The sequence below is a fragment of the Bhargavaea ullalensis genome, assembly GCF_042432615.1.
Taxonomy (GTDB): Bacteria; Bacillota; Bacilli; order Bacillales_A; family Planococcaceae; genus Bhargavaea; species Bhargavaea ullalensis.
Genome location: NZ_JBHLWY010000049.1, coordinates 1 through 14,580 on the forward strand (window position 1 = coordinate 1; position 14,580 = coordinate 14,580).

Consider the following 14,580-nt stretch of genomic DNA (forward strand, 5'->3'; position numbering starts at 1 on the left):
ACGGCCGCTCCTCCCCCAGGGGTTTTATGGGCAAGAACATGCGAAATATCCATTAAAATGACAAAACGGACCCAAAAGATTTCTTTTGGGTCCGTTTTGTCTACAGTCTGACCGCCCATAAGGCGGTTTTTTCATGTTCATCCGGCCAACGTGTAAATGAAAACGACGATGATGGCGGCGGGACAGAACCAGCGGACGAGCATCCTCCAGGCGGCGGAAGCGGAGGACGGGCCGCCCAGCTCTTCGTCGGTCACCGTTTTGGACAGCACATAGCCCGCAAAAAGTGAAACGAAGAATGCACCGATCGGCATGCCGAATTTGCTGACGACGGTATCGGCAAGGTCGAACGCCGGCAGTCCAAACAGCTTGAAGTCTGCCAGCAGGCCGAACGAAAGGGCGCTTGGAATGCCGATGATGAAAATGATCAATCCATACACCCAAGCTGCCCGCTTCCTCCGGTCATAACGGTTGCGGATGCCGACCGACACGGTGATTTCCAGCATGGAGATCGATGAAGTGAGCGTGGCGAACAGCATAAGGATGAAAAACAGAAGCATAAACCAGCCGCCGAACGGGATGTTTGTGAAGATGGCGGGCAGGACGACGAAGATCAGACCAGGCCCGTCCGCCGGCGAACCGCCAAGCGCAAACACGGCGGGGAATATGACCAGGCCGGCCAGGATCGAAATGAAGATGTTGAGCCCCGTCACGCTCCAGGCTGACTTGAGAAGGTTTTCTTCCTTCGGCAGGTAGGAGGCATACGTGATCATTCCGCCGATGCCGACGCTGAGTGAGAAGAAAGCCTGGCCGAGCGCCAGCAGGGCAGTGGGCCCGTCAAGGTACCGGAAATCGGGAACGAACATGAACCGGATCCCCTCCATCGCGCCCGGAAGTGTGAGGGAACGGATGGCCAGGATGATGAATGACAGAAACAGCAGGGGCATCATCCATTTGCTTGCCCGCTCGATCCCGCCCTTGACGCCGCCGGATACGATCCAGACGGTCAGCAGCATGAATACGGCCTGTGCGCCAATCGCCTCTTTCGGATCGGCGATCACCTCGTCGAACAGCGCACCGAAATCATCCGGCATGCCGCCGCCGGCGAGAAAAACGGCAGACCGGCCAAGATAGGAAAGAATCCATCCGCCCACCACGCTGTAAAAAGACAGGATGATGACAGACAGGACAAAGCCCATCTTGCCGACAAGCGGCCAAGCGGTGCCGGGGGCCAGCTTCCGCAGGGCCGTCACGACATCCGCCTGCCCCCTGCGCCCGATGATGAACTCGGCGATGAGCACCGGCAACCCGATCAGGATCGTGCTGATGATAAACAGGAAAATGAAAACACTGCCGCCGTTCATGCCGGCCATATAAGGGAATTTCCAGATGGCACCAAGACCGATTGCGCTGCCGGCCGCAGCGAGGATAAAGCCGATCTTGGACGTCCACTGATCTCTCTTTGCCATGGTCCACCTCTTCAGAAATTGATTCTCCCATTGTACATGAAGAGTCACGGAAAGAAAGGGACTTCCGACCGATTTGCCGAACACTGTCCTGACGGGGAGAGGCGTTGGTATAATGGAAAGTCCAGGGGGATGGGGGGAAATAAATGCTCGGAAAAAAAGCCAGGGCCGAAGCCGCGCAGCGGAGCCGGCAAATCAACGAAAGACGGGCAGTTCTAAGTCAGTATCTGACCGAACTTCGACAATTTATCCATCAAAACGGAACTGCCGCCGGTGATGTTGGCGAGCATGCGGAACGGATCCTCGGGCAAGCCGCAAAAATAGAAAACCCGGATGAACAGGATTTTCTGCTCTTATTGAAATTGGCCTGCGAATCTGCCGGGCGGGACAGCGGCGAAACTGCAGACGGTCTGTTCCGTTTTCCGGAAGACCGGGCTCTGCACGAAGCCATCATCCGGCTGGATGCGAACGCAAGACAGGCGCTGCTGCTCATCGATATGCACGGACTTGAAGCAGAAGAAGCCGCGAAGGTGCTTGGATGCAGCCCGGATGAAGTGCTGAATAGCCGGCAGGCAGGAAAAACAGCTCTTGATGAATCTGCCGTTCCGGGCCATCTCGAAAGACGGCTCGAACTGCTGAAGCGGGCATACAGCAGAGTATCATTCCCGGTTCCGGCAACATCCGAACAGCCCGGCGAACTGCCTGAACAGGATTTTCGGCAGACGCAAAGCCGGCTGAAATGGCCGGCGGCCGCTGTTTTGCTGGCGGCACTGCTTTTGATCATTTCTGCATTTTATTTGTCTTCCCGAAATGGGCCGGCAGATGAAGTGTTCGTCAAACAACTCAGTGAGCGGTTTGATCGTGATCTTGCAGAGTATGCGGGCAAATTTGGCTTGAAGCAGGAAGAATTATTAGGTCTTTATACGATTGACAACGCCCGCAACGAATTCAATTCTGTCAAGATGCTCGCGGAGCAGGCCATCAACCGGGGCGAACCGCTTGAGAAAAGAGAAGTCGAGAAAGACTATGAGGAAATCATACGATATTTTGAACTTCCATCGGGGATGGTCCGCCGGCTGGCGAAGGAACCGTTGACAGATGACTTCAAAAAAAGCCTGGAATTTTTCGAGCAGTTTCATATGAAAAGCTGGGAGCTGTCATCAATCCTGTATGACCGGCTCGCGGATTACGAGGAGATTGCGAAAGAGAATGGAGCCCCAGGTCAAGACAGGCCTGACGTGGATCTGTCCGGTTATCCGGCGCCTGTACAGCGGGCGGCAGAGCTGTTGAAATCAGAGGGCTTCGAATTCAGGAAAACGGCCGGGACGGTCGAAGGACAGCCGTCCATGGTCGTCAGGGCACCCGGCATATCAGGGGCCGCGGACCATCTTCACCCGGCAGTATCCGCCTTCGCTCGCCTGTATGAGAAACGGCTGGACGCGGAACTTGGCGGGGGCACTTTGCCGGTTGTTGAACTGGCCGGGGACATTGGGGAGATGGAGCGGTGGTCGGATGAATGGAGTGGATATTCAGGAATGTTCCAGCTTGAGGCATTGGCGAATGATCAGTTCAAAGAGATTGTGCACGGGGGAAGAAGCGGACCGGTTTTTGGCAAGGACGGAACGGTGACACCAGCAAGGCGGGAAGCCTGGAAGATGATGGCGGAGTTCGGCGAAGATTCCACGGCCGCCTCGATCATCCGGCCGGTCGTCAAGGAAATGGAAGCTTCCGGCTGGCGGAAATCTGCTGCGTACAACCGGCTCGGGGACAATGACTATATGGAGGCGTTCAGTGATCAGCCCGAGTGGAACTACGATTCGAGCATGGGCTTCCCGCCGATGACGATCGACCTGCCGGATGAAGGATTCGAGTCAAGGGCGAACAGGCTCTACGGGGAACTGAGCCGCTCCGGCGACATAGAGATGTTGGCGGATGAGCCGCCCGTCATGACGGCAGTGCTGTACGGAATGGCATTCAAGAACCGCGATGAACGGATGAAGGCATTGCTGTCGGACGGGCGGGAACCCGGAACCAAAGAAAAAGCGGTCAGGCTAATCGCGGACGGGTTGTCGGGCGGCAGCACCACGGTCGCCTTTTATCCCGAAAACATCTCCCCCGGCGAAGCCGGCATCCGTGCACAGATCTCCGTGTTCGGGAACTACGGCGCCGAATCATCGGAACTCTGGCTTGACTATTCGGCGTCCGGCACATGGCTCGTCGATCCCGCTTCATCCGACTGACGGTCCCGCCGTTTTTTGCCGCCTGCCGCCCCCTATGGTATAATTTTCAATGGCCGAACAGGCAGACAGGATAAACCACAACGATTGGGAGCGGTATCATGGCAGGCAAATACAAAAAGGGAGATGTGGTGAAAGGCAAGGTCGCCGGCATCCAGCCGTACGGCGCATTCATCGCACTCGACAAAGATACACAGGGACTTGTCCACATTTCCGAGATCACATACGGCTTCGTCCGGGATGTGAATGATTATCTGTCCGCCGGGCAGGAAGTGGAAGTGAAAGTGCTGGACGTCGACGAGCAGGCCGGCAAGATCAGCCTCTCGATCCGTGCACTCCAGGAGCGGCCGCCCGCAAGCAAACGAGACGACCGTCCGAGAAAATCGCTTCAGGACCGGATCGACGAACGCGACGCCGACGGGTTCAATACACTCCGCGACAAACTGCAGGACTGGATCCGCCAGTCCGGGCAGTAACCCGAACCGAGGGATGCGGCATAGAAAAAAGCGGGGCTTCCGAGCCCCGCTTTTCATATGCCATTTTTTAATTTCTTCAGATGGTACTGCAGGTTTTGCCGGCTCATGCCGAGAGCCTGGGCGGCCTTCGTTACATTGCCTTCGAATACATTCATCACTTTCGACAGATAATACTCTTCAGCTTCCCGCAAGTATTGGTCAAGCGGCAAAAACTCGTTCTCCTCCTGGATGACAAAATCCTGCGGACGCTTAGCCGGAGAAAAGCCCTCCTGGACCTTGAGCTTGAAATGGTGGGGCAGGAGGTCGTACGTAATCTCGATTTCCGTTGTCAGGACGGAAGTGACCTCATCAAGCAGCAGTTCAACCTCTTTCAGATTCCCCGGCCACCTGTACGATTCAAATGTCTGGCGGACCTCCGGAGACAGCGCCAGCACGGCCGACCCGAACCTTCTTCTGTGCAGTTCCAGATAATCGTCGATGAACGGCCACAGGTCCGCAATCCGCTTTCGGAGAGGGGGGATGTAGATGGTGATGGACGAGAAGAAGTAATAAAGTTCCTTCAGCAGACTTCCTTCGGCGATGAGATCGATCGCATCGCCCCCGATGCTTGCGATGAACTGCCGGTGGCCCTCTCCAAGCCGGTGGAGTTCCCGGAGCAGCTCCTCCTGCATTTTCATGCCGGCCAGGTCAATGCGGTCGCAGAACACCGTGCAGTCTTCGTCTTCGCGTATTTGTTCCATTGAGATTCGGAGGTCATGCGTGTCGAGGCCGGGACAAAACATTGTATAGTACGATTTCCCCGAATAGGCGGAGCCGTTATGGATGGCTCCTGCCAGCAGATCTTTTCCGGTGCCCGTTTCTCCCGCCAGCATGACCGGCAGGCGGGCCGCCGCCGCTTTCTTCGCCGTCGCCACGACGCCCTTCATCGCATCGCTGGCAGCTGTGATGGACGCGAATGTGACTTTTTCGTCGTAGGTTCGGAGCGGCTGATGGACGAATCTCTCCAGCGCCGTGACGTCGCGTGCAAGTTCGACAGCGCCGATCATCCCCGAGGGATTCATCACCGGATACGTATCATTGATGGTCGTGATTTCCTGCCCGTTCCGGTTCCAGTAAGTCTGCTTGGCGTTCAGGACGGGAACGCCGCTCTGCAGGACCTTCATGAGCGTACTTTCGTTTTTCCCGAATCTGAACAAGTCGAGCACGGTCCGGTCCGTAAGGTCGGCAAGGTCCAGTCCTTCGATCTGTTTCATTTTCTCATTATAGATGACGGTTTTTCCGTTCAGGTCAACGGCGTGGACGCCAACTGCCGCGTGCTCTACAGCGAATTCAAAGAACGGCCATAATGCTTCTTTTTCAGGTGCCATGGTCCACCTCTGATTATTTTTTTGCGTCAATCAAATATTTAGACTTGAAATTCGCAACGATCTTTTGCATTATTATAAGTGTGAAAAGAAAAGAGTGCAAATAATTTTAGCGCTCGGTATAAGAAATCAAAGGAGGATCATCCATGATTCCATACAAACACGAACCACTCACAGACTTCACGAAAGAAGAAAATCGGAAAGCCTACGAGCAAGGTTTTGAAGTTGTCAAAGAATACCTCGGCATGGATGTTCCGCTCATCATCAACGGAGAGCGGATCATGACAGACGATAAGATGGTTTCCTTCAACCCTTCCGACCGTGAAGAGGTCATCGGCAATGTTTCCAAGTGCAGCCGCGAACTTGCTGAAAAAGCAATGAACGTTGCAGACGAAACATTCAACACATGGAAAAAGGTGAAGCCGGAAGTTCGCGCCGACATCCTTCTCCGCGCAGCGGCCATCGTACGCCGCCGCAAGTTCGAATTCTCGGCACTCCTATCGAAGGAAGCGGGCAAGCCGTGGCCGGAAGCGGACGCTGACGTGGCGGAAGGCATCGACTTCCTCGAGTACTACGCTCGCCAGATGGTCGCAATGAAAGACGGCGTTCCCGTCAATCAGCGCCCGGGCGAATCGAACCGCTTCGGTTACATTCCGCTCGGCGTAGGCGTTGTGATCTCTCCTTGGAACTTCGCGTTTGCCATCATGGCGGGCACTGCCGTTGCAGCAGCCGTCACAGGCAATACGGTTCTCCTGAAGCCGGCATCGGCAACAGCCGTTGTCGCATACAAATTCGTTGAAGTGATGGAAGAGGCAGGCCTTCCTGCAGGCGTCATCAACTTCGTACCGGGTTCGAGCTCTGAAATCGGCGACTACCTCGTCGACCACCCGCGCACACGCTTCGTCTCCTTCACGGGCTCCCGCAAAGTCGGCACGCGCATCTTCGAGCGTGCGGCAAAAGTGCAGGAAGGCCAGATCTGGCTCAAGCGCGTCATCGCTGAAATGGGCGGCAAGGACACGATCGTTGTCGACAACGATGCTGACCTCGAGCTTGCAGCACAGGCGATCGTCAAGTCCGCATTCGGCTTCAGCGGCCAGAAATGCTCTGCCTGCTCCCGTGCAATCATCGTCGAAGACGTGTACGACCAGGTTCTTGAGCGCGTGGCGGAACTGACAAAAGAACTCACAGTCGGCGACCCTGTGGACAACAAATTCATGGGACCGGTCATCGACAAAAACTCCTTTGACAAAATTATGGAATACATCGAGATCGGCAAAGAAGAAGGCCGCCTCGTACTCGGCGGAACAGGCGACGATTCGAAAGGCTACTTCGTCAACCCGACGATCATCGCAGACCTCGAGCCGAAAGCCCGCGTCATGCAGGAAGAAATCTTCGGGCCTGTCGTCGGATTCTCCAAGGCGAAAGACTTCGATGAAGCCATCGAAATCGCCAACAACACGGACTACGGCCTGACGGGCGCAGTCATCACCAACAACCGTTTCCACATCGAGAAGGCGCGCGAAGACTTCCACGTCGGCAACCTGTACATCAACCGCGGCTGCACGGCTGCCGTTGTCGGATACCAGCCGTTCGGCGGATTCAACATGTCGGGCACGGACTCCAAAGCCGGCGGACCGGATTACCTCCAGCTCCACATGCAAGCCAAATCCGTATCGGAAGTATTCTGATCTGCATACCTGAAACACTGCAAACCACAAAAGAAAACGGGCGCACCTGATTGTGCCCGTTTTTCTAAAGGAGGAAAACAGAATGACAGTATCCCAAAAAATCATTGAGCAAACAGACAAATACGGTGCGAAGAACTACAATCCGCTGCCGATCGTCATTTCCGAAGCTGAAGGCGTCTGGGTAAAAGATCCTGAAGGCAACAAATACATGGATATGCTGTCGGCATATTCCGCAGTGAACCAGGGCCACCGCCACCCGCACATCATCAAGGCCCTCAAAGACCAGGCTGACAGAGCAACGCTCACAAGCCGTGCGTTCCACAACGACCAGCTCGGCCCTTGGTATGAAAAAGTAAGCAAGCTTACAGGCAAAAACATGGTCCTTCCGATGAACACAGGTGCAGAAGCCGTCGAAACGGCATTCAAGGCGGCGCGCCGCTGGGCATACGACGTCAAAGGCGTCCAAGAAGGCAAAGCCGAAGTCATCGTCTGCAACGGCAACTTCCACGGCCGTACGATGACAGCCGTCTCCATGACTTCCGATCCTGAATACAAGCGCGGTTTCGGTCCGCTTCTTCCGGGAATCGTCCACATCCCTTACGGCGACCTTGACGCATTCAAGGAAGCGGTCAACGAAAACACGGCAGCGATCATCCTTGAACCGATCCAAGGGGAGGCCGGCATCATCATTCCTCCTGAAGGCTTCCTCAAAGGAATCCGTGAAGTGTGCACAGAGAAAAACGTCCTCTTCATCGCGGACGAAATCCAGGCAGGCCTTGCCCGCACCGGCAAAATGTTCGCGTGCGACTGGGAAGGCGTCAAGCCTGATATGTATATCATGGGAAAAGCGCTCGGCGGCGGCGTCCTTCCGATTTCCTGCGTAGCAGCGGATGAAGACATCCTCGGCGTGTTCAACCCCGGTTCCCACGGTTCGACATTCGGCGGAAACCCGATGGCTTGCGCAGTCTCCATCGCAGCGCTTGAAGTCCTCGAAGACGAGCACCTGGCAGAAAGAGCTCAGGAACTCGGCGAATACTTCATGGGCGAACTCAAGAAAATCGACAACAAAGAAATCAAAGAAGTCCGCGGACGCGGTCTCTTCATCGGAGTTGAACTTCACGGCGAGGCTCGTCCTTACTGCGAACAACTCAAAGAACTCGGCCTGCTCTGCAAAGAAACACACGATACGGTCATCCGTTTCGCTCCACCGCTCATCATCACGAAAGAAGAGCTTGACTGGGCACTCGGCAAGATTCGCGAAGTCTTTGCCGCTTAATAACTTGTGAAGGAAATGTGAATTCTGCCGGCATTATGTGTTACAATAATCCCGAGCATCCCATTATGATTTAAAGAGGCGAATCAACACTATGAGCGATAACGTGAATCTAGTAGCATCGACACAGGAAGTCATCCACGAAGCATTGAACCGGCTCGGTTACGACGAAGGCATGTACGAATTGCTGAAAGCACCGATCCGCATGACCGAAGTCCGCATTCCGATCAAAATGGACGACGGCAAGGTGAAAGTCTTCACGGGTTACCGTGCTCAGCACAATGATGCTGTCGGCCCGACAAAAGGCGGCGTGCGTTTCCACCCGGGCGTAACAGCAGACGAAGTCAGAGCACTTTCGATGTGGATGACGATGAAAGCCGGCATCGTAGACCTGCCGTACGGCGGGGGCAAAGGCGGCATCATCTGTGATCCTCGTGAGATGTCGATGGGCGAACTGGAACGGCTCAGCCGCGGATATGTCCGCGCACTCAGCCAGGTCATGGGGCCTGCGAAGGACATCCCGGCTCCTGACGTCATGACGAACGCACAGATCATGGCATGGATGATGGACGAGTACAGCCGCATTGACGAGTTCAACTCGCCGGGCTTCATCACCGGCAAGCCGATCGCGCTCGGCGGCTCGCAAGGACGTGACCGGGCAACGGCAGAAGGCGTCATCATCGCCATCCGTGAAGCGGCGAAGCGTCTGGACATGGAAGTCGAAGGACTTCGCGTCATCATCCAGGGCTTCGGCAATGCAGGCAGCTACCTGTCGAAGTTCCTTCATGACGCAGGCGCGAAGGTCATCGCGATTTCCGATGCGTACGGGGCACTCCATGATCCGGACGGCCTGGACATCGACTATCTTCTCGATCGCCGCGACAGCTTCGGTACCGTCACGACGCTGTTTGACGACACGATCACAAACGACGAAATGTTCAAGCTCGATTGCGACATCCTCGTGCCGGCTGCGCTTGAAAACCAGCTGCACGCCGACAACGCACATGACATCAAAGCGAAAATCGTCGTGGAAGCCGCGAACGGTGCCACGACGGCCGAAGCAACAAAGATCCTGACGGAGCGCGGCGTCTTCCTCGTACCGGACGTGCTTGCAAGCGCCGGCGGAGTCACGGTCTCCTACTTCGAATGGGTACAGAACAACCAGGGTTATTACTGGACTGAAGAAGAAGTCCACGAAAAGCTTTACCAGAAGATGACGGAAGCCTTCGACAATGTCTACACGACAGCGAAGAACCGCAACATCGACATGCGCCTTGCCGCCTACATGGTCGGCATCCGCAGAACGGCCGAAGCTGCGCGTTTCCGCGGCTGGGCTTGATTTAACTGAAACAGGACCGTTCCCTCAGTCGGGAGCGGTCCTGTTTTTGTCTTCCGGCACGCCTGCGGGCGGACGATACTGCCAGGCGAGCTCATCCCGGTCCTCCGCGCGCACGCGGCTCCGCTCACCGGGGAACAGGTAGCCGAGGCTGACGATACCGGCCAACGCAATCAGTCCATATAGGAACCGGGCAATGCCGCCGTCTCTCCCGCCCGCCAGATCTGCGACAATATCAAACCCGAGCAGCGCCTCGAGCCCCCAGTTCAGTGCGCCGATAATGGCGATGGCAAGTGCAATCTTTCTTGCGGTCTCCATCCGTACACCTCCCATTAGAAGGATGTACGGATGGCCCATTCTTTATGCATGCAATGCAAGACGTTTGGCAGGGGATGCGGGAAATGAGAAAATGCAGTGAAGGAGGAGAAGCCATGAATCCATTTACTTTCCAGAACCCGGTCAAGCTGATTTTCGGCCGGAACCAGATTGAAAGCCTGAAATCTGAACTTCCGCAGTATGGAAACAAGGTGCTGGTCGTCTACGGCGGCGGCAGCATCAAGCGGAACGGGGTGTACGATGACGTTATGCGCGTACTCGGCGAAGCCGGCATGGAGGTTCACGAACTGTCCGGCGTGGAACCGAACCCGCGCGTCACGACAGCAGAAAAAGGAGCACAGATCTGCAAAGAACAAGGGATCGATGTTCTTCTGGCAGTCGGGGGCGGATCAGTCATCGACTGTACGAAATTGATCGCAAGCGCGGCCAAATACGACGGTGCACCATGGGACCTCGTCACGGGGAAAGCACGCGCCGCCGATGCACTGCCGTTCGGCACCGTCCTCACGATCGCGGCCACCGGTTCGGAAATGAATGCCGGCTCGGTCATCACAAATGAAGAAACACAGGAGAAATACGGCTGGGGCGGACCGCTCAACTTCCCGAAATTCTCAATCCTGGATCCCGCCTACACGGTGAGTGTGCCGAAAGACCAGACCGTATACGGCATGGTGGACATGATGTCCCACATCTTCGAGCAGTATTTCAACAATGCCGAGAACACCCCGGTCCAGGATGAAATGTGCGAAGGCGTACTCCGCGCAGTGATCCGCACGGCACCCGAACTCATGAAAGATCCTGAAAATCTCGATCTGCGCGAAACCATCATGTATGCAGGGACCATCGCACTGAACAAGTTCCTCGAGATGGGCTATCGCGGCGACTGGGGAACACATGACATCGAGCACGCCGTCTCAGCAGTCTATGACATTCCTCATGCAGGCGGGCTGGCGATCCTGTTCCCTCAATGGATGAAGTTCAATGTCGGGAAAGGTACCAAACCCGAGCGGTTCGCCCAATTGGCGGTGCGAGTCTTCGGAGTGGATCCGGAAGGAAAAACAACGGAGGAGACCGCGCTGGAAGGCATCGGGAAACTCCGTGAATTCTGGTCTTCCCTCGGAGCGCCCACCCGCCTGGCGGACTACAACATCGGTGATGAAAACATCCGCCTCATGGCAGAGAAGGCGTCGGTCCATGGCCCTCTCGGCAATTTTGCGAAGCTCAGCACGGATGAAATCGAGACCATCCTGAGAAACAGCCTTTAATAAAAGCAAGGACAACGGTTCGCCTGAAGCGACCGGAGTCCTTGCTTTTTTGCATCTTGGGGGATGCTGCACGGCTCAATTCATTTTTTTCAGTATGTCCGGATGCGGATTTGCGCCACGCAGCCTGCCGTCCCGCCTGAAAGTGCGGATGCCGTCGTCTTCATCAAAGGAAATCATCACGTCTGCAATGTTTTTCTGGCTGGTGACGATGTCGAGAAGCCGGTCACGGATGTCATCCACTTCGGCGAAAGAAAGCGTCGGCTCCACTTCGGCGATAATTTCCACATGTAGGGCCTCGCCTTCTTTGATGACCTCCACTTTCTGGAGGTCCCGGACATCCGGATCCTCAGCCACCAGGTAAGCAATATGCTTAAGCATCTCCTCATCGGTTTCGCCGATTGCCCCGCGCGCGTTTTCAAGGAAGACGACACCGACCACGTAAAACATCATGGCGCCGATCAGCATGGAGGCAAGTCCTTCTGTCCACCCGAGACCAAAGAAGCGCGCCAGCACGACGGCCACAAGAGCCAACAGACCGCCTGCAGTGGCGACCGTATCTTCCATGAACACCAGTTTAGTCGCAGGGCGGGCCGATTTCAGGTTGGAAAAACCTTTTGTGATGGGGGAGAGCGGTCCTCCATCAATGCCCGCATCATGCAATATCTCTTTTCCGGCCTTATAAAGCACGCTGAACTCGAGAAGGGTTGAGGCCAAAAGAATGGAGAAACTGATCCAGAAACCGCTGGAGGCAGAAGGGCGGAGCAGGTGATGCCAGCCTTCGATGATTGTTTCATAGGCCATGATGCCGACAACGACAACCGCAAAGAGGCAGACGAGGTTGACGATCCGGCCGAAGCCGTTCGGGAACCTCGGAGTCGGCGCCTTTTTGGACAAGGCGGACCCGGCATAGACAAAATACTGATTCGCCGCATCTCCGAATGAATGCATCGTTTCGGCAAACAGGGCGACGTTTCCCGTCAGCAGGAACCCCGCACCTTTGAGCAGGGCAATGACCGTATTGACGACTGCCGCCAGCAGGGAAGGTTTGTTTCCGTGTTTGAGTAGTTTCCATAGTTCGTTCATGTCGACCTCCGTCAGGATAGGATATCTAGTTCGATGGTTTTGATGTAATCCAGTTTTTGCAGTTCTTCATAGATGGTGCCGGGATCCACCTTTGGCGGGATTGACAGCCTTGCGGAAAGCTCGTGACCGGTAAACTGACCGTCTTCGTGCAGAGTCGTCATCCGGATCTTTTCAATTGTGTAGCCGGGGACGGACAACTCGCCCATCAGACGTTTGATGTCATCTCCATCCGAGAGCCGGACGATGAGCAGCAATTCTTTCATCCTCAAACGCTTCGGTCCCATGATGTTCATGAGAGGGGGGAGGACCTCTATCGCAAACATGACAATGCCGACTGCAATGGCCGCCTCGATATAGAAGCCGGCGCCCACCGCGATCCCAATTCCTGCCGCACCCCAGATCATCGCGGCGGTCGTCAGGCCGGTAATATTGTCATTGCCCCTCTTTAAGATGACACCTGCCCCGAGAAAACCGATGCCGGAAACGATTTGCGCAGCCAGCCGAAGCGGATCCATCGTAATGTTGATATCTTCCCGGGCAGGAGTGGAGTAGGCGGTTTCAATTGAAATGATCGTCAAGAGACAACTGAACGTGGCGATGACGACACTTGTCTTTAGGCCCACCGGTTTCCGCTTTAATTCCCGCTCAATTCCGATGACGAGGCTAAGAAGGGCGGACAGCCCCAGTTTGATGAGAGTCTCTGTCGTCAGAGCGGGCGAAAACATCCAATATTCCATGAAATCCCCCCTTTAAATTGGCAATGGGCAACCCGGCCCTTTAGTGGTAGGCTTTATGGTGGCCTTTCATTACAGATACCCCAAAACGAGCATCATCAAGACTTTGAACAAGGAAGTGCAACCAGAATGAACAAGCCGCCGATTCATCCTTATATCCCCATCATCATCGGGGTCATCACCGTTTCTTTATCCGCCATATTCGTGAAGCTGACCTCTTCCGATTCCGGCGTGACTGCATTTTACCGGATGCTTTTCTCGGTCGTTGTCCTGGCGCCGGCCTTCTTCGCCCGACATCGACATGAACTGAAACTTATGCAAAAGCGCGACTGGCTTTTCTCGGCGATCGCCGGAGTTTTCCTGGCCTTTCACTTTATTCTATGGTTTGAATCATTGAATTACACATCGGTGGCAAGTTCAACAGTGCTTGTCACGCTTCAGCCGCTGTTCGCGTTCGCCGGGACCTACTTCTTCTTTAAAGAAAGAATGACATTCAAGACGCTTCTTTCCGGAGCGATTGCGATTGCGGGAAGCATTCTGATCAGCTGGGGGGACTTCCGGGTGAGCGGCCAGGCACTATACGGAGACATGCTCGCATTGATTGCATGTGCATTGATCACCGGATACCTCCTGTTCGGGCAGGATGTCCGGAAACGGCTCACACTCGTCACCTATACATTCGTCGTTTACAGCATCAGCACGATCGCCTTATTCTTTTACGTGCTTCTTAAGGGAGAGCAGTTCGGTCCCTACCCGGCCTCGGACTGGTTCTGGTTCGCCCTGCTTGCGATCCTGCCGAATCTGTTCGGGCATTCGCTTTTCAACTGGGCACTTCGCTGGGTCAGCACGAATGTCATCTCGATCGCCATTCTTTTCGAACCGGTGGGCGCTGCAATTCTGGCTTATTACGTGTTCGGAGAGAAATTGATTGCCACCCAAGTGGCCGGCGGTCTTGTAGTCTTGGCAGGCATCATCCTGTTTGTAGTGGATGGAAGGAAAATCAGAAAACTCTTTCTTGCAAAGAGGGCTTGATTTTCCTCCCCGTCATGGGGTATAGTAGTACTTGTCCTTAAGACGCCGATCAAAACCGGCTGAAAAAAGTGTTGACATCAATACTTGAGGGTGTTAAGATAATAAAGTCGCCGAAACGAGTTAAAAGACGGCGGATGAACCTTGAAAACTGAACAGCAAAACGCTGATAAAATTGTTTTCGGATCCCGACCCCGTCGGGTGAAGAAAACACATGATTCGGACATGTCAAGCAGATATGCCAGCAACAAAGTATGAGCTTACTCATACTCTTCTTATGGAGAGTTTGATCCTGG

12 protein-coding genes are annotated in these 14,580 nt (G+C 54.9%); 7 read left to right on the forward strand and 5 right to left on the reverse strand.

What is annotated here, in order from left to right:
- Window positions 1–137 precede the first annotated feature (137 nt).
- Window positions 138–1,466 (reverse strand): sodium-dependent transporter, encoded by a 1,329-nt coding sequence (locus tag ACFFIY_RS14275; protein WP_354199457.1) that lies wholly within the window; start codon window positions 1,464–1,466, stop codon window positions 138–140.
- Window positions 1,467–1,609: 143 nt separating this feature from the next.
- On the opposite strand from ACFFIY_RS14275, the gene ACFFIY_RS14280 reads away from it, so the two are divergent.
- Window positions 1,610–3,703, forward strand: coding sequence for a sigma factor-like helix-turn-helix DNA-binding protein (locus ACFFIY_RS14280; protein ID WP_354199455.1), 2,094 nt, complete (start codon window positions 1,610–1,612; stop codon window positions 3,701–3,703).
- Between the two features lie 98 nt (window positions 3,704–3,801).
- On the forward strand, window positions 3,802–4,176 hold the full coding sequence (yugI, locus tag ACFFIY_RS14285; RefSeq protein WP_354199452.1) for a S1 domain-containing post-transcriptional regulator GSP13: 375 nt from the start codon (window positions 3,802–3,804) through the stop codon (window positions 4,174–4,176).
- Between the two features lie 53 nt (window positions 4,177–4,229).
- Here the strand turns inward: yugI and ACFFIY_RS14290 are convergent, their stop codons facing one another.
- Window positions 4,230–5,543 carry a sigma 54-interacting transcriptional regulator gene (locus tag ACFFIY_RS14290; protein ID WP_354199450.1) on the reverse strand — a complete coding sequence of 438 codons (1,314 nt, stop codon included), beginning with the start codon at window positions 5,541–5,543 and terminating at the stop codon, window positions 4,230–4,232.
- Between the two features lie 143 nt (window positions 5,544–5,686).
- Here ACFFIY_RS14290 and pruA point away from each other — a divergent pair, with 143 nt between their 5' ends.
- From pruA to ACFFIY_RS14305, 3 genes are all read left to right on the forward strand, one after another.
- A complete protein-coding gene (gene pruA / locus ACFFIY_RS14295; RefSeq protein WP_354199448.1) occupies window positions 5,687–7,228 on the forward strand; it encodes an L-glutamate gamma-semialdehyde dehydrogenase in 1,542 nt (513 codons plus the stop codon).
- 82 nt (window positions 7,229–7,310) lie between these two features.
- Complete coding sequence (locus ACFFIY_RS14300; RefSeq protein ID WP_354199446.1) at window positions 7,311–8,504, forward strand: ornithine--oxo-acid transaminase; 1,194 nt, start codon at window positions 7,311–7,313, stop codon at window positions 8,502–8,504.
- 91 nt (window positions 8,505–8,595) lie between these two features.
- Window positions 8,596–9,840, forward strand: a complete 1,245-nt coding sequence (locus tag ACFFIY_RS14305; protein WP_354199444.1) for a Glu/Leu/Phe/Val family dehydrogenase — start codon at window positions 8,596–8,598, stop codon at window positions 9,838–9,840.
- 24 nt (window positions 9,841–9,864) lie between these two features.
- Here the strand turns inward: ACFFIY_RS14305 and ACFFIY_RS14310 are convergent, their stop codons facing one another.
- Complete coding sequence (locus tag ACFFIY_RS14310; protein ID WP_354199442.1) at window positions 9,865–10,155, reverse strand: DUF378 domain-containing protein; 291 nt, start codon at window positions 10,153–10,155, stop codon at window positions 9,865–9,867.
- A gap of 113 nt (window positions 10,156–10,268) precedes the next feature.
- Here ACFFIY_RS14310 and ACFFIY_RS14315 point away from each other — a divergent pair, with 113 nt between their 5' ends.
- Window positions 10,269–11,438: an iron-containing alcohol dehydrogenase gene (locus tag ACFFIY_RS14315; protein ID WP_354199440.1), complete on the forward strand. Its 1,170-nt coding sequence runs from the start codon at window positions 10,269–10,271 to the stop codon at window positions 11,436–11,438.
- Between the two features lie 75 nt (window positions 11,439–11,513).
- Here the strand turns inward: ACFFIY_RS14315 and ACFFIY_RS14320 are convergent, their stop codons facing one another.
- Together ACFFIY_RS14320 and ACFFIY_RS14325 are read right to left on the reverse strand one after the other, a co-directional pair.
- On the reverse strand, window positions 11,514–12,521 hold the full coding sequence (locus ACFFIY_RS14320; protein ID WP_354199438.1) for a cation diffusion facilitator family transporter: 1,008 nt from the start codon (window positions 12,519–12,521) through the stop codon (window positions 11,514–11,516).
- Window positions 12,522–12,532: 11 nt separating this feature from the next.
- The gene (locus ACFFIY_RS14325) at window positions 12,533–13,258 is read right to left on the reverse strand and encodes an MgtC/SapB family protein (RefSeq protein WP_354199436.1); all 726 of its coding nucleotides are present in this window, start codon (window positions 13,256–13,258) and stop codon (window positions 12,533–12,535) included.
- Between the two features lie 126 nt (window positions 13,259–13,384).
- On the opposite strand from ACFFIY_RS14325, the gene ACFFIY_RS14330 reads away from it, so the two are divergent.
- Window positions 13,385–14,287, forward strand: coding sequence for a DMT family transporter (locus ACFFIY_RS14330; RefSeq protein WP_354199434.1), 903 nt, complete (start codon window positions 13,385–13,387; stop codon window positions 14,285–14,287).
- The last annotated feature ends 293 nt before the right edge of the window (window positions 14,288–14,580 follow it).

Bases quoted from the DNA above. Each gene is read 5' to 3' on its own strand.
- ACFFIY_RS14275 (WP_354199457.1), bottom strand. From the start codon at position 1,466: ATGGCAAAGAGAGATCAGTGGACGTCCAAGATCGGCTTTATCCTCGCT.
- ACFFIY_RS14280 (WP_354199455.1), top strand. From the start codon at position 1,610: ATGCTCGGAAAAAAAGCCAGGGCCGAAGCCGCGCAGCGGAGCCGGCAA.
- yugI (WP_354199452.1), top strand. From the start codon at position 3,802: ATGGCAGGCAAATACAAAAAGGGAGATGTGGTGAAAGGCAAGGTCGCC.
- ACFFIY_RS14290 (WP_354199450.1), bottom strand. From the start codon at position 5,543: ATGGCACCTGAAAAAGAAGCATTATGGCCGTTCTTTGAATTCGCTGTA.
- pruA (WP_354199448.1), top strand. From the start codon at position 5,687: ATGATTCCATACAAACACGAACCACTCACAGACTTCACGAAAGAAGAA.
- ACFFIY_RS14300 (WP_354199446.1), top strand. From the start codon at position 7,311: ATGACAGTATCCCAAAAAATCATTGAGCAAACAGACAAATACGGTGCG.
- ACFFIY_RS14305 (WP_354199444.1), top strand. From the start codon at position 8,596: ATGAGCGATAACGTGAATCTAGTAGCATCGACACAGGAAGTCATCCAC.
- ACFFIY_RS14310 (WP_354199442.1), bottom strand. From the start codon at position 10,155: ATGGAGACCGCAAGAAAGATTGCACTTGCCATCGCCATTATCGGCGCA.
- ACFFIY_RS14315 (WP_354199440.1), top strand. From the start codon at position 10,269: ATGAATCCATTTACTTTCCAGAACCCGGTCAAGCTGATTTTCGGCCGG.
- ACFFIY_RS14320 (WP_354199438.1), bottom strand. From the start codon at position 12,521: ATGAACGAACTATGGAAACTACTCAAACACGGAAACAAACCTTCCCTG.
- ACFFIY_RS14325 (WP_354199436.1), bottom strand. From the start codon at position 13,258: ATGGAATATTGGATGTTTTCGCCCGCTCTGACGACAGAGACTCTCATC.
- ACFFIY_RS14330 (WP_354199434.1), top strand. From the start codon at position 13,385: ATGAACAAGCCGCCGATTCATCCTTATATCCCCATCATCATCGGGGTC.